This window comes from Curtobacterium sp. PhB137 (assembly GCF_003814955.1).
GTDB lineage: Bacteria > Actinomycetota > Actinomycetes > Actinomycetales > Microbacteriaceae > Curtobacterium.
Genome location: NZ_RKQO01000004.1, coordinates 1,140,277 through 1,161,594, shown reverse-complemented (window position 1 = coordinate 1,161,594; position 21,318 = coordinate 1,140,277). Strand labels below are relative to the sequence as shown.

Sequence of the window (21,318 nt, the reverse complement as noted above, 5' to 3'; positions counted from 1 at the left end):
GGACCACTCGTTGTGGGGGTAGGCGCGTCACAGGCCCACGTCACCCGCTCGGGGCATAAGTGAACCCCACCGGGATCCGGTGGGGTTTCAGGGGTTCGAGCGTGGTCCGGATCAGGCGGTGGCGCGGATCACGTCCGGCAGCAGCACGTGAAGCCGTTCGGCCAGACGGCCCTTGGCCTCGTCGAGGGAGCGGAAGTCCCCCACGTACTCGCCGAACGTGTCGGCGACGAAGAAGTGCGTGCCCTGCCGGTCGACGGTGCCGCCGTAGTACCCGCCGTAGTTGGCGACCCAGAGCCCGGTGTCGGGCTGCGCCCAGCTGATGCGGACGCGAGCCGGCGCGGTGTCGGCGACGACCTGTGCCTCGATCTCGGCGATGACCTCGATCGTCCGGGTGTCCAGCGTCACTTCGGTCTGCTGGTGGTGATCGGCGGTCATGCTCATGGTCGTGCTCCTTCGGGCTGTGCTGCGTACTGGTGCTGCGGGCGTCGCGGACGCCGATGGTGCGTGGTGGGACGGGCGCCGACGGCGCCGCTGGTGCCTACTCGACCGGTCGGATGACCGACGGGAGCATGACGTGGAGCTGGTCCTCGAGCTTGGTCTGCGCTTCTTCCAGCGATGCGAACTCACCGACGACCAGGCCGAAGGTGTCCGAGGCGACGAAGCGGCCGTCGCGCTTGTCGACGCTGCCACCGAAGTACCCGCCGTAGCCGGCGATCCACTCGCCCTGGTCTTCCTGCACCCAGGTGACCTTGGCGCGGGTCGGACGCGTCGAGGTCGCCACGTCGGCTTCGAGGATCGCGATGGTGTCGACCGTGTCGGTGTCGAGGGTGACCTCGGCCTGCGTCGCGTTGTTGACGGTGATGCTCATGTCGCTCTCCTTCACGATCCGGGGTACATCTGCTGACACCAGAACGCTACGAGAACCACGGCCCGAACCGCCAGCGATGCCCGTTGATTCACGGGTTCCGTCAATGCGACCCATCGGCATCCCCCGGGTTTCCGGGGTGGTGTGACGTCTTTCCGGGGTACACGCGTCAGATCGGGGTACTCGTTTTCCGGACCTCCGAGATGCGTCACGGAATGACGGAGACGCCCATCCGGGAGGCCCGACTCACTACCGTCGGTCGGGTGACCTCCGACAGTCCCCGCGATCCAGGGCGCGCCCCGGCTACCGGCCGCAGCCGTCGGGTCGCGACGTGGCTCGCCGCCGCCTACGGCGTCGCGGTGGTGCTCGTCGGGTTCTGGGGTTCACCCGTCGACGCGGCAGCCGGTCCGACGCTCGACCGGGTGATCGCGATCGCTCATCGCCACGGGGCCCCCGACTGGTTCGGCTACGGCACGATCGAGTCGCTGTCGAACGTGGTCTTCTTCGTCCCGCTGGGCCTGCTCGTGGTCCTGCTCGCGGGCGCTCGGTGGTGGTGGGCCGGTGCGGCTGCGGGCGTGGTCGTCAGCGTCGGCATCGAGACCGGCCAGGCGCTCTTCCTGCCCGCTCGCACCGCGTCACTGGCCGATGTCCTGGCGAACGGCCTGGGTGCGGTCCTCGGGGCAGTGGTGGGCACCCTGGTGCTCACGTGGGCGGCACGGCGGGATCACGCGTGACCGTCCCGCAGATTCCCTTGCGGACCTCCGCACGGTTAGTCCGAGCATCTATCACTTCGAGTACCTGCTGAATACGTTCAACAGGTGACCCGAACACACCCTCATCCTCCGACTCGCCCGCGTTCGCGCCGAGCCGCGTCGTACACCCGCCCGCTCACCCAGCGACCGCGTGCACCGCACGCAGCGCTCGCCGATCAGCCGCCGCGCCACGTCCAGGTCTTCCCGTGGTGGGCCTGGCTCGCTGCACCACTCCTCACCATCGGGATCGTCTTCGGACTCCTGCAGGCGATCTGAGCCTGAACGCGAAGAAGCCCCCGGAGCCGAGGCTCCGGGGGCTTCTTTCAGTCGATCGAGACTCAGACGGTCTCGCGCTGGCGACGCACCGAGGTGCGGACCAGGAGCAGGCCGCCACCGAGGACGACGGCGCCACCGGCGACCCAGATCGCGAGCATCGAGATCGTGGAACCGGTGAAGGCGAGCTCGCCGTTGCCGTTGGTGCCGGCAGCAGCGGCCGGGACGACCGCGGTGCCGTCAGCCGGAACGACCGTCAGGGCCGAAGTGGCGACGTTGCCCGAGGTGGCGCCGGTCGCGGTGAGCGAGTAGGTGCCCGATGCGCCCTGCGGCAGGGTGACGGAGACTGCAGCGGCGCCGGTCGACGAGGCCGTGTAGGTCTTCGAGACGGTGGTGATGGGCAGCGCGCCCAGCGTCGCGGCGCCTGCGCCGGTCACCGAGACGGAAACCGTCTCGTTGGCGACGAACGAACCGGCGGCGAAGCCGACGGTCGCGGTGCCACCGGCAACAGCCGAACCCGAGACGCTGACGTTCGAGGCGGGCACGTAGCCGGCGGCGTTCGCAGCGGACGGAACGGAAACGAACGCAGCAGCAGCCAGAACGACTGCAGCGATGATCTTCTTCATGGAGGAGTCCCCTAGATGCTGTGGTCTTCGCGCGGATGGAAGTGCGACCAGCCCCAGGTACTTGCAGGCGCGATTGCGAAGTTCCCTCAATCTAGCGGAGATTCACAGCTTGTGGACAGGGGCTGCGTAACTTCCTGATGAACTCCCGGAGTGGACACTGCGTCGACAGCGGTCTTGGCCCGAGCAGCCGCCCCGAGGTACTGGACGCGGATCGTCGTGCTTTTCCCAGGTGAGAGCAGGGTCTGGAACTGTGCGACCGGGTGATCGCCGTCCGTTGCCGTCTGCGGCGAGGCCGCCTTGCCATCCTGAGAGGACGCAACGTAGACCCCCGAAGAGGGGGCGTAAATCGCGACGTTCGTCCGAACGGCCCCGGGCGACACGCCGAACATTCCTCCGCCCGTGACGTACTCCGGCAGGCTGGTCGCCGCGTCCGCCGGAGCAGTGCTCTTGAGCGTGACCTCGACCGTCCACGTCGGTCGACCGTCCTTGCGGCACACCTCGCTTCCGACCGCAACGGACTTCTCGAGGTAGTAGTCCATCTTCGCGCCGGTGGCGTCGTTCAGGTAGACGCCGAACCGCTGCGAGCGGTCATCGCTCACCGGCAGTTCCCCGGCGATCGCCGTCCCTGCGAGCTTGGCCTGCTCATCCTTGTCGGCGCTCCAGAGCTTCACGCGTCCTTCGTCGACGCCTGTCGTCAGCGCAGCGATGAACTCCTTCGGGTCGAATCCGCCCTCGGACACCTTCGTGAACACCGCACTGGCTGCTGAAGCGAAGAACAGGTCTTGCACCGCCGGGTCCGGGTACTTCGCGTACGCCTCGCTGAGCAGCACCTGCACCGCATTGTCCGACGTCAGCTCGTCACCGGTGGCGAGCTTCACGGGTCCGGTCGCCTTCAGGATGTACCCGAGCGTCACGGGGTCGAGCGATAGCACACCGTCGACCCGCGATCGATGCTCCTGCTTCCACATCTGCCGCGCGAGCTCGGCCGAAGTGTCAAATCGTGGAGTCAGTGTCACGTCCTGCATGTACTCGCCAGTGATCGATCCGTAGAGCCCTCTCGTCTCGGTTTCGAGTGGGAGCACCGGGTTGTCGTAGGGACCAAAGGAAGCGCCCGCTGCCTGCTGCGACAACGACATCTTCCCGTCCTCGACATCAAGCAGCGCGACCGCGCCGGGAATACCTCCACCGGCCCGGAGTTCGGCGTTGTTCTGGAAGAGCACGAGGTACTGCTTCGCACCGTCCTCGCCCATCATTCCGGGGACGAGCGACACCACCTTGTCCGCCACGGTTGCCTGCTCGGTCACCGATGCCAGCGACGTTCTGAGATGCCGAACCGCGTCGGTCACTCCGGAGACGGTGTCGGTCGTGTCGATACCGTCGGCGGCCTTCGTCGCGTCGCTGAGAGCACTGGTTGCCCGCGCGACCGCCGGCTGCGCCGTCACGAGCGGCTGCAGATCGATCTTGCCATCCTGGGGCTTGAAGGCATCGACGTCCACATCGCCGAGTACGCCAGCGACCGGGCGCACCGCGTTGCTCGCGACGTCGTCGACGATCACGGAGACCTGCCGAACCGCTGCGAGGTTCTCCCCGATGAACGGCGTCCGCTCGAAGAGTGCCCAAACGGGGTCGCCCGTCAGTGCACGAGCTCCAGCAGCGCTGTCCTCGAGCTCGTTCGCCGTGCGCTGCGCACCCTTGGTGTCACCCTTCGTCAGCTGCGACTTGAGCGTTTCGACGTGCGAGACCGACGCCTCGAGATCTCGCTTCGCAAGCAGCCCGCGGACGCCGACCCACGCGACCGCGAGGATCACCAGGACGATGAGTGCGAGGACGCCCCACAGGACGTAGCGAGGTCGGGACCGCTGACGTCGTGCAGCGCGTCGGGACTTGGGTAGGGCCGACATTGCTTCATCCTCACGTTCGGCCGTGCCCGGCCGGGCGGTCCGCGTCACTCGCGGATGTGGTCGACGTTCTCTCGGTACCAGTCGATGGTGCTGCGCAGGCCGTCCTCGAGACCGATCCCGGCGCGCCAGCCGGCGTCACCGAGCTTCGAGACGTCCAGGAGCTTCTGCGGCGTGCCGTCCGGCTTCGAGGTGTCCCAGACAGTTTCACCGTTGAATCCGACGACCTTCGCGATCGTCTCGGCGATCTCCTTGATGGTGACGTCCGAGCCCGTGCCGACATTGACCTGCTCCGGGCCGTCGTAGTGCTCCATGAGGTGCAACACGGCGGCTGCCAAGTCGTCGACGTGCAGGAACTCGCGGCGTGGCGAACCGGTCCCCCAGTTCTCGACCTTGTCGGCGCCGTCGCGCACGGCCTTGTCGTACCGACGGATCAGCGCAGGCAGCACGTGCGAGCCGGTCGGCGAGAAGTTGTCTCCGGGCCCGTACAGGTTCGTGGGCATCGCCGAGATCCACGGCAGCCCGTGTTGGCGGCGGACTGCCTGCACTTGCATGATGCCGGCGATCTTCGCGATGGCGTACGCGTCGTTCGTCGGCTCGAGGTGCCCCGTCAGCAGGGAGTCCTCGTGGATCGGCTGCTCGGCGAACTTCGGGTAGATGCACGACGAGCCGAGGAACATCAAGCGGTCGGTGCCGTGCTCGACGGCCGCATCCATGACGTTGACCTGGATCTGCAGGTTCTCGCTGAGGAAGTCGTGCGGGAACGTGTTGTTCGCCATGATCCCGCCGACCTTCGCGGCGGCGAGGACCACGTACTTCGGCTTCTGCCCGGCGAAGAAGGCGAAGACAGCGTCGCGGTCCTTCAGGTCGAGCTCGCTCGACGTTCGGCCGACGAGGTCGGTGAAGCCCTCACCCTCGAGCCGCCGCCACACTGCGGAGCCGACGAGGCCGCGATGTCCGGCGACGTACACACGCGCTGCACGATCAAGCGGACCGGCGGCGAAGTTCGTTTCGGGCATCAGGACTCCCAACTGGCGAGCTTGACCTTGTCGATCCACGGTCGGCCTTCACATTTGAGCGCCTCGATGTCCGCATCGACCATGATCCGCGCGAGCTCGGCCGTATCGACCGTCGCTTCCCAGCCGAGCTTCTCCTTGGCCTTCGATGCATCGCCGACGAGTGCGTCCACCTCGGAAGGCCGGAGGTACCGCTCATCGAACTTGACGTGGTCTTCCCAGTTCAACCCGGCATGCGAGAACGCTGTCTCGAGGAAGTCCTTGACGGTGAAGTTGCCGCCGGTCGCCAGGACGAAGTCCTCGGGCTCATCGGCCTGGAGCATCCGCCACATGCCCTCGACGTACTCCGCCGCGTATCCCCAGTCGCGAACGGAGTCGAGGTTGCCGAGGTACACGAACTGCTCGCGCCCGGCCTTGATCCGAGCAACTGCGCGGGTGATCTTGCGCGTCACGAAGGTCTCACCGCGACGCGGTGACTCGTGGTTGAACAAGATCCCGTTGACCGCGTACATGTCGTAGGCCTCGCGGTAGTTGCGGGTGACCCAGTAGCTGTAGACCTTCGCGGCTCCGTAAGGGGAACGCGGCCAGAACGGAGTCTCCTCGTTCTGCGGCGGCGGGGTCGCTCCGAACATCTCCGACGACGACGCCTGGTAGAAGCGCGTGTGGATTCCAGACATGCGCACCGCTTCCAACATCCGCATCGAACCGACACCTGTCACGTCCCCGGTGTGTTCCGGTTCATCGAACGAGACACGCACGTGTGACTGCGCGGCCAGGTTGTAGACCTCGTCCGGCTTCAGCGCGCCGATGAGACTCACCAGCCGCGCCCCATCGCCCAGGTCGCCGTAGTGCAGGAACAGCTTCGCCTCTGGGTTGTGCGGGTCCACGTAGAGGTGATTGATGCGCGATGTGTTGAACGTCGAGGCCCGGCGGATGAGACCGTGAACCTCGTAACCTTTGCGGAGCAACAGTTCGGCCAGGTAGGAGCCGTCCTGTCCGGTGATCCCCGTGATGAGCGCGCGCTTGTTCAACCTTGCTCGTTTCGTCGTCGCCGGCCCTCGGCCAGCAGGTCATTCGACCCTAGCGCCTGTCCAGCCCCCCGCGGCCAATGCACAACGAAAAATACCCGCAGGTCGCCCGGACTCCGGCCATATCGCATCGGGCAAATCGATAGCTTGAGCCTAACCCAAACCACCCCCGTCATTAAGCATCGCTGATCAGAGCCCCGGCTCGCCCTCGTTTGAATAAAAATTCATCACAATGGTCCAACACTTCGTCGCTACCGTCGAGTGAACTACTACTGCCTTTCAGCCCGTCGTCTCAGAAACGCGAGGGCAATCCTATCGCGAACGTTCAAGTGACGGACAGCGGCGGAGAGTTCGGGCTGGATCAGAAAGCGCTTGGACCTCAGCGACGTCTCTGAACGGAGCCGGAGACGCGTAGCCGGCGTGTCATCAATTAGGCCCTGCTCCGCTGCGAGGGAAGCGTAGGACTCCTGCCATTCAGGCTCGACCGCAGCGCGTTCCGCCCAGCTACCGTCCGCCGTGACTTGGCCGTTGTGCCTGCGAAGACCGAGTACCGGATTTGACAACCTTGAAAGACGAAACCCGCTTGCCGCGGCACGCATCCACAGATCGTAGTCTTCGGCTAGGCATTCCCTATAGCCGCCGAGATCAGTAATGACAGCCCTACTGGCGACCATCGTTGAATGAGCAACCGGATTCTCAATCAGAAGCGCGATTGGAAAGGCGGCCGGGGATATCGCGAACGGGGGCGAGGGGTACGGATACCTCAACTTGGAACCGAAGTGAATGACACCCCCGAAGACAATGTCCACCGATCGCGAAAGGGCGGCGATCTGCGTCTTGAAGCGGCCCGGCAGAGCAACATCATCAGCGTCCATCCTCGCAATCAGCCTGCTACTTGACTCATCCACTAATCGGTTAAGTGCCGCCGCAACTCCCGAGCCGGAGTCAGACGTAATGACCCGAAGGCGACGGTCCTTCACACCGCGAGCGCGCTCGGATGTGTCGTCGATGCTTCCATCATCGAGCACGACGACTTCCGAATCGTCCGGGAGTGCCCGCAATGTCGACAGCACACTGCGTTCGATCGTCTCGGCCGCATTACGCGCTGGGATAAGGACAGACAGCTCCATGAAAAACTCCTCCCGCTCGCTCTACGCCGAGATCCGGCCACATGCAACGTATTCTATAGCAGATCGAGAGTATCTCAACCAACGAAATCGAGCACATTGGGACCAATCCGGCAACAATTGCAGCTCGCTCGAGAGTCGACCCGGGCGCTCAACAAAAGACCATGCAGAGTTAGCCGCCGGGGTATCAATATCTGGAACCGCAGTCCGACACCCGTCGCACGAATCTTCGACCCCGTCGGCTGATTCAATCGAGACACAAGCGCTCGTGAGGCCCCCTGGCAGCACTGCGGAGGGCCTGAACGAAAGACCTCGCTTGCATCGGCAGCGGCTAATTCGCAGCCTCTGTACGAGTCGGCTCCGCCATCCCTGACTTCTCCGTCAGGGACTCACGCGGACAAACCGCCTCCAGAATCGGAACCCATCGTTCGATCCCCCCGGCATGAAGCCTCGCGGTTGGCCCAGACGGCCCTCAGCTTCGCATCCTGATCGCGGCGCAAACTTAGCCCTATCACCGACCCAGCGATCATCACCGTGTATACCGTGATCATCACGTTGTCCGTAATGGACCCCAGGAGCAACACGAGCATCGACAGCAAGGCTCCAACGTGCAGAGCCCTGTCCTGTACATCGGAAGTGCGAATCACGGCGCGCGCCGCGCGCACTAGCAAACTGCTCATACCAAGCCCCCAAAGCGCAAGCCCGATGATGCCAGTATCGTCCAGAAAACGTAGATACTCATTGTGCGGATGCGCGATCCACCCGGGGAATAGGCCCGAAATCATGGTTTGCGCCGATCCGGGGCCGTTCCCCAACCACGGGGAGAGTTTCCACTGCTCGATCGTCAGCGACCACAGCACAGATCTGCCGGAGGAATTGATTTCGATCCCACCGACGGAGAAGCCATCTCCATCTGTGAACCGGTCCCGTATTGCGGGGACACGAGAGACTAATATGTACGCAATCGACCCTACGGCCGCAACCATAACCACTACGCGCACAGCCACGCGACTGGCCGAGGGACGAACTCCGCGCCAAGGACGGGTTGCCGCCACCACAATCAGCAAGACCGCTGCAATTGCAAGAGAAGCACGGGAAAGGGACAAGGTAATCGCGGCAACTAACGCAATCGTCGGCCACCATGATCCGCGACGAACGACGGTAACTGGAAGAACCGTTACAAGCGCTATGGTGCACACCCAGCCGACACCCCTGGCTGAGTATGGAAAAGTGCCCGCGCCTACACCGTCTAGCACAACTTCCATGAGATAGATCAATGCTGCCACGAAGGCAGCACCTCTCCACCACGGGTAGATTCGCTCGAAGGTCCCTTGCTCACCACGTGAGTAAACCACCGCAACTGTAGCAGGAAAGATAAACCAGACAAGTAGATTCTGCAACCCAATCTCGGAAGGTTCCATCACGAAACGTGTCGTTGCCCAGACGAGAAAAAGTTGCATCGATAAAGGCACAGCACGCATAGAGAGCGCACTGTGGTCCGACGCGGCCGTGGACGCCACGATGATTGCAAGGGCGCCCGCAAGAAGAACCGTTACGCCGCCCTGAATGTGAAAGATCGTGTTCAACGTGTCCTGTACCACGAGGAAGCCGACCGATATTGCTAACGCGATCGGGATCCGCGGTCTCAGCTTCTCAGGTGCCACGAGTTGACGATAGCAGCCTCGGCGCGATTCGGGTCCGGAGGCTCTCAACCCCGACAGTTTCATGTACATGCCCCACCAGTAGTAGCCGCGGGCTCATCGGAGATCAGGGCGTTTCCGAGATAACGGAACTTCCGCTTGCCTGGCCCGTCTGCCCGACTCAATCGCGAGACGGAGACCTTTTAGGAGGCACTCAACGATTGTCACCCCACGTCCAAAACGTCTCAACGTTAGCCCTCGCCACAATACCGCCGATGAGAAAACTATAAAGTTCATTCTCACCCGGCCACTGCGACCGAAACGACGTGCTCGCTCGAAATCTACACGGGCTCTGTTCCGTGTAGCGAAGCGCAGCCGCCTGACATCAGAGGCCATAAGAAGCCTAGAGATACCGGAACGCTCTTCGCCGTCAATCCATTTCCCGTCACCATCGTCGATGATCGAACTCGCTACAAGAAGGATTCTGCCCCCCTCTCGAGTCAGTCTCTCGGTGTAATCCGTGTCGTCCTCGTAAAGATAGAACTCCCTATCTGGGAGACCGATTTTCTCGAAAGTTGACGAGTGTGCAAAGAAACCCCCGTACGGAGCAAACGGCACGCTCAGCCCTAGGTGCAGCTGTTCTGCGCGTTTGCCAGCTAACCCGCGCCATTGTCGGCGATTTCCTCGATATAAGAACCGCCGAGTAAGGTCGATGCCGAAGAAATCACCCGGCTGGGGATAGACTGCGTTCGCGGGTTCGCCCTGGGCTACTCGATACTGGAGAACGTCAGAAGTCCGGAGTGAGCAGAGTGCGGAACCTGCCGGTAGCAGTTGCGCGCGACGGGTGAGTTCATACAACGCATTTGGATGCACCCAATTATCGTCGTCAAGTAGCCAAAGGTATTCGGCGCCTTGCTTCAGCGCAATCTGGATACCATCCCCAAAGCCGACGGCAGAACCACGATTCGGAGCTGGTTCGGATATGAAAACTCGGGCATCACCCGCGAATTCTGCGACAACACGCGCTCTGCTCGACGCACTGCAACCGTTGTCCACGACAATGACGTTAGTCACGCCGGCCTCCAAGACTTTCACAACTGTCGCGATCAGGAGGTCCGCTCGCGCCCCGTACGAAACCGTAACTGCGGTAGACCGCGCGAGCCGATTCAAGAAGCAGCCCCCTTTCGTCCTGCCGAACGGGCTCTCAGCCTCAGTCCAAGCGCAATGGCTTGGTACGCCACAACCAGAACCTCTGAAATGGCCACACTCCAAGCCGCACCGTTCGCCCCATAAACTGGAACTAGGACGACTAGGCCGACCGCCGCGATGCAAGCCCCTGCAATCGCCGACCGAGACACGGCGCTAATTCCACCGAGGGGCACGAGACTTGCCACGCCCAAACATTGCGAGAACAGTGTTGCGGCCAGCGCGATCCCAATCGGTAGCATTAGAGCGAAGGACGCAACCGCTTTGTTGTCGGTAAGGAGAGCAGACGCACCTGGACCAAGGCCAAACAAAAGACTTCCGCTTACAACCCCGAGCCCAAGAGCTATCGAGCAGCCCTTAACTATCCGTCGATCTAGATTCTGTGAACTCGCCGGTATCCAACCCTGGATTACCTGAATGAATGGCTGTCCGGCTGTATTCGAGAGTTTGAGTAGCCGATCGGATATTGCGTATACGCCCGTTACCGACGGCGCTAACGCGGAAACCACTATCAGCGGTAATGACTGATAGAGCGTTGCCACAGTTGCGGTCACGGAGCCGTGGACCTGATTACGAGACGCTTGGATACCCGCCCGAATACCAAGCTTGCCCAATGGGTTTCGGTGGGTTTGTGTGCCCACACGAACGAAAGCACAAGCAATCGAGAGCACGCCTCCTACCAGTTGAATTGTAAAGAAAACAACTGGATTTGAGGTGAGCATGATCGTGATCGCCGCAATCCCAAGCACGCCCGCACGGACCAGCGCATCGCATAACAGGATGCCCACCGGATCATTTGCTCCAACAAAATACCAATTGGAATTCAATCCTTGTAGTGCGAGCGTAAGTGCCGCGAGAACGGCTATCAGAGCTGAATTGGGGGCCAGGAGCATTGCAACCACCGCCGCCGCCACGATTCCCGGTAGCATCAGGAGAGTTCGGGAAGAAACAGAGGATGCAAAGAAGATCCCACGATCAGTCTCGGCTAACGAAGCGGCTGCGGAGATGCCGGTAATCGGCCAGCCGAGCGACACGATCGTCGCAACAATCGCACCCACCGACATGCCTACCGCTGCGTCTGCCCAAACATCCACTCCGGCGTAGCGAACCGTGATGGGGATTGCAACGACGGCGGTCAGGCCGGAAATTACAGTCGAAGACCCAAAGAGGGCCACCCGCGCAGCCATGCCGCGGGCACTTCGATTCACTTCTCGCCGAGACGGCGTCTCGTTGCCGGTGCTCATCGGGCTAGACTCCGCGCTGGGTTTCCGACGACAGTATCGCCGTCACGAACATCTCGAACGACCACGGCACCAGCTCCGACCTGAGCGCTTCGTCCAACCGTGAGCGCTCCTATGATGAGGGCCGCTGCTCCGACGTTCACCCCGTCACGGATGAAGGGCGCGCCTTCGCCTGGTCGCTGGTGGCCAATGACTACGCCGTTGCGCAACGTGACCCCGGAGCCGATCAGAGCATGGTCGTTTACGACCAGTCCGAAGCCGTGATATATCGTTAGCCCAGGTCCAACCCTAGTCCTCGGCCGCAGCTCGATGCCGAGGACGAACTCGGTGGCGAAGCGGTAAAGCGCAACGGCCGGCAACGATCGCAATCGGGGTTGTACTCGGTCGTGCATCAAGAACTGACAAACACGAAAACCGACCATTACAAACTGCGACTTCAAATCGCGTCGATTGGCCCGAATGTCAGCGCGAAGCGCCCGGCGAAATCCCGCGGCAGAGCGGAAGGAAGCAAGCGCCGCTTCCTCTTCCGGTGTCCCTGCGCCCGACGACCTCTCGAGTTTCTTCATTCTGTCACTTCCTCATGCCCGCGATGACACGGGACCATTCTGCGCGGAAGACTTCTCGAGAATACATCTGCTCAAATGTGCGACGTGCGCCGACGGCCAATCGGTCTGAGGTTGCTGGCTCGCTTGTGGCTTTCAAGACGGCCTCCTTTACGGAATTGACATTGGCCTCAGCGACCAGCCACCCGTTCACCCCGTCTTCCACTAGATCGCCGATCGAACCAATGTTCGTGGCAACGACCGGCACTCCGACGCTGAACGCCTCGATGATGGTTAGTGGTTGCGCTTCAAACCGATAGCGCGTCGGGAAGACCAACACCTCTGCCGACGCGAGAGCATTCCACTTTTCTGCCCCGAAAAGCGGTCCGAGAAAAACGATTCGGCCCGAGAGCCCCGATTTTCTCACGCGTTCGCGAAGTTCCGCCAATAGACCATCATCCACGGGTGCCCCAACCAACGAGAATCTCCGATCAGGAGAGATTCCGCACATTTCGATCGCCATTTCGACAAAAACGTCCGCACCCTTCTCCTCCAGTAGGTTCGAAAGGAACAGGATATGCCCCCGCTGACGCATACCAGCTTCCGGAGGGGGCACTTCTACCGTGTTCTTGACCACCGAGATCGTCCCTTCTGCGACGAACGGGAGCAAATCAGCCTTGAGTGTTTCACCGAGGCAGACGTTGGCAATTGCTCCCCGCAGCAGCCGGGAAACGAGGAATCGCCAGATACGACCTCGCTCAGCGAGTTCCGAGTACCCACGCGTGTGAATATAGTTCACAGTCGGTATGCGGAAAAATCGCAAGAGTTCGCCGAGAACGACATCGACAAGAAACGAGAACGAGCGGTTTGTGCAGAAAAACACACAGAATCGCGGTCGTTTCAGCAGTACTAGAATCAGACGCACCGCCAGAGCGGGGGCCGCCGCAATTTTGCGTGCCGAGAGCGCACCAACTTCGCCGATCTCACGACTGAATCGCCTGTCGATCAGGACTGGCGCCTCGCCCAACTCTGCTAGAACCTCGAGGAGGATCTTGGTGATCAAAGTTGAGCCGTGCGTGGGTGGTGGCACTTGGCTAATGACGACGGTCGGGTGGACTTTCATCGTCTCCTATTCCCAACTACCGCCATGACGAAGATGAAATTGCCGATCAGGTATCGCTTCCATAGTCGCCTGGGTTCCGACAGCAGTCGGAATAACCACTCCATACCCACCCGAGTCATCCACGTCGGTGCCTCACGCTTTGTGCCCGCAGCGAAGTCGAAGGCAGCACCTACAGCACACGCGACGACGGGGAGTGAGTAGGCCAAGCGCTGGACCTCATGGTCCTGCTTTGGCGTCCCGAGTCCGACCCACACGATGTCGGCGTCAGCCTCCAGAATGAGTTTGTCCTGCGAGGCCACCTCTGCCGCCGTCAGCGGCCGGAAGGGCGGGCTGTGTGTTCCGGCTATCGTGAGACCCGGGTACTTGACTTCGAGGTTTCTTCGCAGCGCCACCAGCAACTCGTCAGACCCGCCGAGCAAGAAGTGTCGGACTCCGGACGCCCGGCCTTTGTCGAGCACATCCTGGAAGAACTGCGGACCACGAACCTGCGAGAGTCGCTGGCGCGTTAGCCTCGTCACCCAGCTGAGCGGCTTGCCGTCCGGGAAGTTGTGCGCGTCTCGGGAAAGGGAGTCTCGGAAAGCCAGATCCTTTTGCGCAAGGGCGATGGAGTAGGCGTTGATTAGGTGCACAGCGGCCCCGCGGCGCGGCTCTGCCTGAGACGAATGAATGACAGCTGTGGCCGCTAGCTCGGGCGACGCAGCGATAACGGGCAAGCCCCCGAGCAGCCGACGAGGAAGTGCGGAAAGCGAGGACGGGCTATTCTCGAGCATTATTGCTTTCTTTGAGGGATTATGGCGATCAGGCGTCCGCTACACGATCAATAGGCACCGTCTTTAGTCGTCACCGCGCGCACCGTGCGCCACAGCAAAACGACGTCGCCCACGATGGACCAGTTCTCGACGTAGTAGAGGTCAAGACGCACCGAGTCCTCCCAAGAAAGATCCGAGCGGCCGCTGACTTGCCAAAGGCCCGTTATCCCTGGCTTCACCAAGAACCGACGATGGACGTGGAGGTCGTAGCGTTCGACCTCGCGTTGCAGCGGTGGCCGAGGCCCGACGAGGGACATGCTTCCGGCCAGCACGTTGAACAACTGTGTGAGCTCGTCCAGGCTGAACCGGCGCATGAAGCCACCGACACGCGTGACGCGGGGGTCGCTCTTCATCTTGAAGAGCACGGCGTTACCTTCGGCCCGGTCGAGCGCGCTGAGTTCCTGTACCCGTTCTTCGGCGCCGACGACCATCGAGCGGAACTTGATCATGCGGAATTGCTTGCCGTTCAGGCCGACGCGTTCCTGCAGGAACAGCACTGGGCCCGGTGAACTGAGCTTGACGACGATGGCGAGCACGAGGAAGACGGGCGAGAGCAAGACGATGAGGAGCGAGGACGCGACGATGTCGAAGGCGCGCTTCGTGTAGAGCTTCCGCCCCTCGTACGTCGGAGTCTCGACGTGGATCAGCGGAAGGCCCTGCACCGGGCGCGTGTGGATGCGCGGACCACCGATGTCGGTCAGGCTCGGCGCGACCACGAGGTGCTGCTTTCCCGGTTCGAGGGTCCAGCTCAGTTCACGGACTCGTTCCGGGGGAAGGTCGTCAGCGCTGGTTATGACGACGGTGTCGGCGCCGCTCTCCGCGAGCGCTGCGTGCAGGTCGTCGAACCCGCCGTAGCTGCGGATCGAGGAACCAGGCAGTTCTCCGACGTGACCGCTCGACACCGCGGCTCCGAGCACCCGGTAGCCGGCCTCCGGCGTGCGAGCGAGTTCGCGTGCGATGTGCAGGACGCTGGGGATCGACCCTACAAGCAGCACCTTCGCGGAGTACCTGCCGGCCTGTCGCTGCGCGACCAGCCATTGACGCCACATCCACCGTGAGAGCAACAGGAAGGCGATGCCGACCGGGAAGGCGATGAGGACGTACCCGCGCGCGAGATCGATGTGGAACAGGAAGGCCGCGATGGCCAGGATCCCGAAGACCCTGATGCTCGAGTCGGCAACGAGCCGGTACTCGACGCTCCCGACGCCCAGGACGCGGGCACCACGAGTCTCGTAGACCGCCAGGGCCGCGAGCCAGAGGAGGATGACGACCACCGAGATACCGGTGTAGCTCAGTCGCAGATCATTCTCGTTCGCCGCCAGGTTTGAGTCGATTCCGAGCCATGCGATCTGGACACCGAAGACGACCCAGAACAGGACGAGGAAGTCGGTGAACAGGACTCGCCGACTGTAGGCGCGGCTCCAGTCCGTCGTCGACGCCTCGATCGTGCGTGGCTCGGCCGCACGGTCGGTCTGTCGGTTCACCACGTCACACCGCCGTCGCTCGACACGAGCACGTCGTCACCAGCCCAGAGCCAGACGTCCGCTCCGGCGCGAGTGAGGACGATTGGGTCGTCCCCATCGGTATCGTCGGCGCATCCGAGCGGAGTGACCGTCGTCGCCGCGGTCACACCGCTCGCGGGTATCGACACGATCTGCACGCCGTCGCAGACGTCCGCCCCACTGCGAGCGAGCGTGTAGCTGCTGCCGTTCACCGCGAGTGAGCGGACACCCTTGACGGGTACCTCGACCCAAGCCGATGAGCCGGTGCGCCACTGGACTGCTCCGTCGCACACGACAGCGGTGGTCCGCTCCCCCTGGAACGCTTCGACGGGGTCGGCACATGGGGAGTCGACGGTGCCGGAGGACAGGATGAGGCCGTCGGGTCCGATACCTGCCCCCGCGGCCCCGACCATGCCCGGCTGCCAGGTCACTCCGTCATCGGTCGAGGTCTGAACCGTCGGCGTGCACTCGTCGCCCGTGCCGACGATGACGGAGATGGTCGCGTTGCCGGCGCGCAGCGCCAGCACCGCACCGGTCTCGGTCCCGAGATCGACGCGAGTCCACGTGGCCCCGCCGTCCACGGTGTGTTCCAGCACCCCGTCGGTTCCGTCACACATCCCACTGGAGGCGCGCCATGCCTCCAGGCTGTCGACTGCGGACAGCAGACGGCGGGCGGGCGCGACCATCCCTGCGGGATCTGCCGTTGCGGATCCGGACGGCTTCACGGACGTGGACGGCGTCGACATCGGCATCGGCGTGTTGGAGAAGGTCGGGACGGGGCCCGTGGTGCCGTTGGAGGAGGGCGCGGTGCGCGCGAGCGCAAGGGCGACGAGCAGCACGTCGACGATCACCAGGACGACGACGGCCACGGCGACCCAGACGAGTAGGCGGCGCGAGAAGACGCGGCCGAGGCTTCGGGTACCTCGGCGGCGACTCACGCGGGAACCGCCGTCATCACTCGGCTCCGCGGAAGGCGCCGATCCGGCCGCGCTTCGGGGGCTTCGGGGTGGTCGCGTCGTCATCGTCCTGCAGGCCGTACCCGTACCCGTACGCGTAGCCGTATCGGCCGTAGCCGTACGCACCCGGTCCCTTGGTCGGCATCATCGTCATGACGAAGCCGGCGATCGGGGCACCGACGTTCTCGAGCGCGCTGACCGCGCCGGCGAGCTGGCCCTTGTGGGTACGGCCAGAGGCGACGGCGACGATCGCGCCGGAGGCCTTCTTCGAAAGGATCGCGGCGTCCGTGACCGGCAGCAGGGGCGGGGCGTCGAACAGGACGTAGTCGAACTGCTGCTCCAGGCCGGCGATCAGGTCCTGCATCGCGCGGGAACCGAGGAGCTCAGATGGATTCGGCGGGATCTGGCCGGCCGGCAGCACGACCAGGTTGCCTCGGCCCCACGGGACGGCGACGTCTTCGACGGTCGCTCGTCCGATGAGCACGTCGGTCAGGCCGGCGTTGCCCTCAAGGTCCATGTAGGTGGCGACCTTCGGGCGCCGGAGGTCCGCGTCGATGAGGATCACCCGGAAGCCCGCGCTGTCGAGCGCGATGGCGAGGTTCGCGACCGTGGTGCTCTTGCCCTCCGACTCGACGGAGGAGGTCATCACGAAGGTGCGCGAGCCGGTGCCGAGGTCGAGGAACTGCAGGTTCGTGCGGAGTGTGCGGAAGGACTCGGCGCGCGGGCTGCGCGGGTCCACCTGCACGATGAGCGGGCGCTCCGAGGCCTTGCTGTCGTAGGCGATCCCGCCGACGACCGGCTTCTCGCTGATCTTCTCGACGTCTGACTCGGAGCGCACGCGGTTGTCGAGCGTCTCGCGCAGGACGGCGACGCCGACGCCGAGTGCGAGCCCGACGAGCAGACCGAGCACCACGTTGACCGGCACGTTCGGGCTGACCGGCGCGCTCGGGACCTGGGCTTCCTTCACGCGGGTGAGCTTGACGGTGCTCGTACCGTCGGCGTCGGTGGCCTCGATGCTCTCGACGACGTTGGTCAGGCTCTCCGACGTCGCGTTCGCGATGTCGGCGGCCTGCTTCGCGTTCGTGTCGTTCACGGTGATCGAGATCAGCGTGGTGTTGAGGGGCGCATCGGACGTCACGATCTCGGCGAGCTCGTCCGACGTCATGTCGAGCTTCAGGCTGGAGATCACCGGCAGGAGCACGATCGGCGTCGACACGAGGTTGGAGTAGGTCAGCACGCGCTGCTGCGTGAAGGTATTGCCTTGGGCGAGATCGCTCGCGCTCCCGCTCGTCTCTGTCGAGACGAAGACCTGCGCCGAGGCGGAGTACACCGGCTGCTTGAGCAGTGAGAAGCCCGCCGCAGCGGCCACCCCGACCAGTGCCAGCACCAGGATGAAGACCCATCCCTTGCGCAACACTGCGATGTAGTCGCGTAGCTCCACGCGGCACCCTTCCCCGAATGTCGCCGTGTCCTGCAATTTCCCTGTCGCAGGTCGGCCAGGATTGTCCCAGCGGTCGGCATGGAAATACTGCCACATGGATGAGACTCACTCGGGTCGACCGACGCTTCGTCTCGCCGCGTGTCCCGTACGGTGTCGACATGCAGCCCGAACCGGACGTGCCCGCCGCCGCCCGCCCTTCCTCGGCGGTGCGGGACCTGCAGGTCATCGTGATCGCGCTCCTGGTCGCCGTGCTGCTGTCCCGCATCGTCGGTGGCGTCGCCCGGACTGGGGGTCTGCCCGCGCCGATCACGCAGGTGCTCGCCGCCGACCTGGCGGTGTGGGTGCCGCTTGTGCTCGGTGTCGGGTGGGTGCTCCGGAAGTCCAGCCCGGCCGTCCTCGTGCGGCGGCTCGGGCTCGGATGGGCCGACGTCGTCGCGGCGATCGGCATCGTCGTCGTGTGCCGCGGGCTCGACGCCGTGCTGTCGGTCGCGTTCTTCGGTGCGACCGGGCTCACGCCGCAGCCGACCCTCGGCACCCCGGACGTGCTGCTGCTCGTGGTCTCGGCGATCGGGGTGTGCCTGGTCAGTCCGGTGCTCGAGGAGATCGTGTTCCGTGGCGTCATGCAGCGTCGGCTGTCGGCCGAGCTGACGCCGCGCACGCGGTTCCTCGCGGTGCTGGTGACCGCGCTCGCCTTCGCGCTGATGCACCTCGCGATCAGCACGACCACCTCGTCGGTCGCGGGCTTCGAGGTCTTCGTGACGACGTTGGTGCTCGGCCTGCTGACGGGGACGCTCGTTGCCATGACCGGACGCATCGGCGGGGCGATCCTGGCGCACGTCCTGTTCAACACCGTGGCGGTCGTGCTCACCTGGCCGCGCTGATGAGCGAAGACGAAAACGGGCCGGTCTCCGAAGAGGCCGGCCCGTTGTCGTGAGGGGACTACTTCAGTTCGTAGGTGACGGACCCGAGGTCGTCGGTGAAGAGGCTCTCGCTTGCGGTGAGCTTCACGGGCGTCGTCTCGTCGTCGAGCTCGTAGGCGACCGCGTTCTCGACGGTGCCACCGTTCTTGATGTCCTCCGTCTGCGAGTCGAGGTACTGGTCGCCCGGGGTGGAACCGATGTCGAGCTTGTTGACCGCGTTCGGGTCGTTGTCCTGGAACGCCTCGAACGAGCCGATCCAGGCAAAGGTGGGGTTGATCGCCTTGTCGGTCAGGTTCGTCGTCGTGTAGACGATCGCGATGACCGGCTTGGTGCCGTACTCGTTGCCGGGCTGGCCGACCGGGATGACGCGGTGGCTCGTGATCTGGATCTTCATCTCGGACGTGGTCAGGACACCGTCCTTGAACGAGGCCGTCGAGCTCGACGTGTCCTCAGCGGCGCTGTCAGCCGGAGCCGCTGACGCGGACGTCCCGGCGGGCGGAACCGTCGCCTTGCTGACCGCTTCTGCGGCACCAGCGAAGATCGCGGTGTAGACGACCGCGAGGATGATCGACAGGACGAGCCCCAGGCCGGAGAGGATCAGCCCGGCGACCGCAGCCTTGCGCGGGCGGAACTTGATGACGAGACCGATGATCCCGAGGACGACTCCGACGACGCCCGTGGCGATCGTGACGTAGTTGAAGAACGGGATGGCGAAGCCCGCCATCGTCAGGATGCCGAGGATCAGCGAGGCGATCCCGAATCCGTTGCCAGCGGCGCGCTGCGGGGGTTGCGGTGCTACCGGCTGGTGGGGTGCCGCCGAGTAGGTGGTGTCGGACACGGAGTCTCCTGGCTAGATACGTGATGAGTGTTGCTCGGGTAGCAACGCGATCAGGAGAGTATCGACTGAGCGGCCTCTCACGGTTCTCGACCCGAGAACATTGCGGAGGTCCGCATTGCCGCACGCCCCCGCACGTCGAAGAACCGACGAGACACTGCGACCGTTCGTCCATCGCACCGCACGATGAGCCGCCCCGACCGGTAACGTCCTTCTCGAATGTCTCGCCCAACCAGCATCCTCGAGAGCCCCCTCGCCCGGCAGGCTCCCCTGAGTGCGCTGTTGGCGCTCGGAGCCGTCCTGAGCATCACGGTGCCGTCGCTCCAGGTGACGGACGACGGCCTGTTCGTCGCGAGCCTCGCGGTCACCGGCGTCGCGACGGTCGTGGCTGCGGTGGCACTGGCGTTGCCGCACTCCGTCGGACTCGTGCCGGCGTTGCTGGTGCTCGACTTCGTGGCGATCGCACTGTTCCGGACCAGCACGGGCGCAAGTGCTTCCGTCTTCACCTCACTCACCGTCCTGCCGGTCGTCTGGTGCGGGTCCCTGCGAGGGCGCCTGACCGTCGTGTACGCGGCGCTGGGCGTGACGCTCGTGATCATGGCGCCCTACTTCCTGACGCCGACGAACGTGCCCGGTGCGAGCGAGCTGGTCCGTCTCGGCGTCACCGTGATCGTGTTCGGGACGGTCGCGGCGGTCGTGCAGGAACTCTCGCGGCGAGCGCGGCGCAACGTCCGCGCTGCCCGACTGGGCGAGGAACGCGTGCGCGCGGAGATCGACCGGGCCGCCGCCGTTCAGCGGTCGCTGCTCCCGACGTCGACCGACCACCTGGGCGCGGACGTCGCGGTGGCGGGCGCCTGCCTGCCGGCGAAGTCGGTCGGTGGTGACTTCTTCGACTGGTACGAGACGAACACCGGGATCGCCGTCAGCCTCGGTGACGTGATGGGCAAGGGCGTGGGGGCGGGGCTGATCGCAGCGGCCGTGCGGGCAACGGTCCGCAGTGCCCGCACCGTCGACGACCCGTCCGAGGCGCTCCTGCGGGCGGCCGACGGGCTCGCGGCCGAGGGCAGCGCGACCGACGTGACCTTCACCACGCTGTTCCACGCGCGCATCTCCACCGACGGGACCTTCCGGTGGGCGGACGCCGGCCACGGGTTGAGCCTGGTGCTCCGGTCGGACGGCGCCGTCGATCGGCTCCGGTCGAGCGACCTCCCGCTCGGGATGGGGCTCCGCGACGAGTGGGCGACGACCGAGGGGTTCCTCGACACCGGCGACCTGCTCATCTCGTTCAGTGACGGCGTGCTCGACCTGTTCGGCGGGCGTGAGGACACCGTCGACGCGGTCGCCGATCTCGCACGGGCCTGCGGCTCCGAACCCACGGCGCTGGTGGCGGCACTGTCCGCGCGGGCGGACGAGGTCGCGCACGACGACGACGTGACGGTGATCGCGATCCGACGAGCACCGGTACCAGCTGACACCTCCGCGCTGCCCGCCCACCCGGCGCGCCAGGAGCGCACGTGA

19 protein-coding genes are annotated in these 21,318 nt (G+C 64.2%); 3 read left to right on the top strand and 16 right to left on the bottom strand.

The annotated features are described in order from the left end of the window. Positions 1 to 111: 111 nt before the first annotated feature. The gene (locus EDF28_RS05950; protein WP_181437589.1) at positions 112 to 441 is read right to left on the bottom strand and encodes a hypothetical protein; all 330 of its coding nucleotides are present in this window, start codon (positions 439 to 441) and stop codon (positions 112 to 114) included. Between the two features lie 97 nt (positions 442 to 538). Continuing rightward, a complete protein-coding gene (locus EDF28_RS05945; RefSeq protein ID WP_123937496.1) occupies positions 539 to 868 on the bottom strand; it encodes a hypothetical protein in 330 nt (109 codons plus the stop codon). A 260-nt stretch (positions 869 to 1,128) separates the two neighbouring features. On the opposite strand from EDF28_RS05945, the gene EDF28_RS05940 reads away from it, so the two are divergent. Continuing rightward, complete coding sequence (locus tag EDF28_RS05940; protein WP_185094149.1) at positions 1,129 to 1,599, top strand: VanZ family protein; 471 nt, start codon at positions 1,129 to 1,131, stop codon at positions 1,597 to 1,599. 356 nt (positions 1,600 to 1,955) lie between these two features. Here EDF28_RS05940 and EDF28_RS05935 read toward each other — a convergent pair whose 3' ends face one another. The 13 genes from EDF28_RS05935 to EDF28_RS05880 form a co-directional block, all read right to left on the bottom strand. Next, positions 1,956 to 2,516 carry a sortase gene (locus EDF28_RS05935; protein ID WP_123937494.1) on the bottom strand — a complete coding sequence of 187 codons (561 nt, stop codon included), beginning with the start codon at positions 2,514 to 2,516 and terminating at the stop codon, positions 1,956 to 1,958. Positions 2,517 to 2,602: 86 nt separating this feature from the next. Continuing rightward, complete coding sequence (locus EDF28_RS05930) at positions 2,603 to 4,324, bottom strand: DUF4012 domain-containing protein (RefSeq protein ID WP_185094148.1); 1,722 nt, start codon at positions 4,322 to 4,324, stop codon at positions 2,603 to 2,605. 137 nt (positions 4,325 to 4,461) lie between these two features. Next, the gene (locus EDF28_RS05925; RefSeq protein WP_123937492.1) at positions 4,462 to 5,433 is read right to left on the bottom strand and encodes a GDP-L-fucose synthase; all 972 of its coding nucleotides are present in this window, start codon (positions 5,431 to 5,433) and stop codon (positions 4,462 to 4,464) included. Beyond that, positions 5,433 to 6,461, bottom strand: a complete 1,029-nt coding sequence (gene gmd / locus EDF28_RS05920) for a GDP-mannose 4,6-dehydratase (RefSeq protein ID WP_123937491.1) — start codon at positions 6,459 to 6,461, stop codon at positions 5,433 to 5,435. The genes EDF28_RS05925 and gmd overlap by 1 nt, the downstream gene beginning before the upstream one ends. Before the next feature lie 266 nt (positions 6,462 to 6,727). After that, on the bottom strand, positions 6,728 to 7,588 hold the full coding sequence (locus tag EDF28_RS05915; RefSeq protein ID WP_123937490.1) for a glycosyltransferase: 861 nt from the start codon (positions 7,586 to 7,588) through the stop codon (positions 6,728 to 6,730). Positions 7,589 to 7,974: 386 nt separating this feature from the next. Beyond that, complete coding sequence (locus EDF28_RS05910; RefSeq protein WP_185094147.1) at positions 7,975 to 9,249, bottom strand: O-antigen ligase; 1,275 nt, start codon at positions 9,247 to 9,249, stop codon at positions 7,975 to 7,977. Between the two features lie 93 nt (positions 9,250 to 9,342). After that, the gene (locus tag EDF28_RS19695) at positions 9,343 to 10,395 is read right to left on the bottom strand and encodes a glycosyltransferase (RefSeq protein WP_185094146.1); all 1,053 of its coding nucleotides are present in this window, start codon (positions 10,393 to 10,395) and stop codon (positions 9,343 to 9,345) included. Beyond that, positions 10,392 to 11,675, bottom strand: coding sequence for a lipopolysaccharide biosynthesis protein (locus EDF28_RS19175; protein ID WP_185094145.1), 1,284 nt, complete (start codon positions 11,673 to 11,675; stop codon positions 10,392 to 10,394). Before EDF28_RS19175 ends, EDF28_RS19695 begins: the two co-directional genes overlap by 4 nt. 567 nt (positions 11,676 to 12,242) lie before the next feature. Next, positions 12,243 to 13,277, bottom strand: a complete 1,035-nt coding sequence (locus EDF28_RS05900) for a glycosyltransferase family 4 protein (protein WP_185094144.1) — start codon at positions 13,275 to 13,277, stop codon at positions 12,243 to 12,245. A gap of 56 nt (positions 13,278 to 13,333) precedes the next feature. Then, positions 13,334 to 14,107, bottom strand: a complete 774-nt coding sequence (locus EDF28_RS05895) for a WecB/TagA/CpsF family glycosyltransferase (RefSeq protein WP_123937486.1) — start codon at positions 14,105 to 14,107, stop codon at positions 13,334 to 13,336. 47 nt (positions 14,108 to 14,154) lie between these two features. Then, positions 14,155 to 15,630, bottom strand: coding sequence for a sugar transferase (locus EDF28_RS05890; protein ID WP_260154546.1), 1,476 nt, complete (start codon positions 15,628 to 15,630; stop codon positions 14,155 to 14,157). Next, the gene (locus EDF28_RS05885; RefSeq protein WP_148086810.1) at positions 15,627 to 16,517 is read right to left on the bottom strand and encodes a hypothetical protein; all 891 of its coding nucleotides are present in this window, start codon (positions 16,515 to 16,517) and stop codon (positions 15,627 to 15,629) included. Before EDF28_RS05885 ends, EDF28_RS05890 begins: the two co-directional genes overlap by 4 nt. 85 nt (positions 16,518 to 16,602) lie before the next feature. Next, complete coding sequence (locus tag EDF28_RS05880; protein ID WP_123937483.1) at positions 16,603 to 18,045, bottom strand: polysaccharide biosynthesis tyrosine autokinase; 1,443 nt, start codon at positions 18,043 to 18,045, stop codon at positions 16,603 to 16,605. A 158-nt stretch (positions 18,046 to 18,203) separates the two neighbouring features. On the opposite strand from EDF28_RS05880, the gene EDF28_RS05875 reads away from it, so the two are divergent. Then, positions 18,204 to 18,926: a CPBP family intramembrane glutamic endopeptidase gene (locus tag EDF28_RS05875; RefSeq protein ID WP_123937482.1), complete on the top strand. Its 723-nt coding sequence runs from the start codon at positions 18,204 to 18,206 to the stop codon at positions 18,924 to 18,926. Positions 18,927 to 18,984: 58 nt separating this feature from the next. On the opposite strand, the gene EDF28_RS05870 is transcribed toward EDF28_RS05875, so the two are convergent. Beyond that, positions 18,985 to 19,803 carry a DUF5067 domain-containing protein gene (locus EDF28_RS05870; RefSeq protein ID WP_221182539.1) on the bottom strand — a complete coding sequence of 273 codons (819 nt, stop codon included), beginning with the start codon at positions 19,801 to 19,803 and terminating at the stop codon, positions 18,985 to 18,987. 216 nt (positions 19,804 to 20,019) lie between these two features. Here EDF28_RS05870 and EDF28_RS05865 point away from each other — a divergent pair, with 216 nt between their 5' ends. After that, on the top strand, positions 20,020 to 21,318 hold the full coding sequence (locus EDF28_RS05865) for a PP2C family protein-serine/threonine phosphatase (RefSeq protein WP_123937481.1): 1,299 nt from the start codon (positions 20,020 to 20,022) through the stop codon (positions 21,316 to 21,318).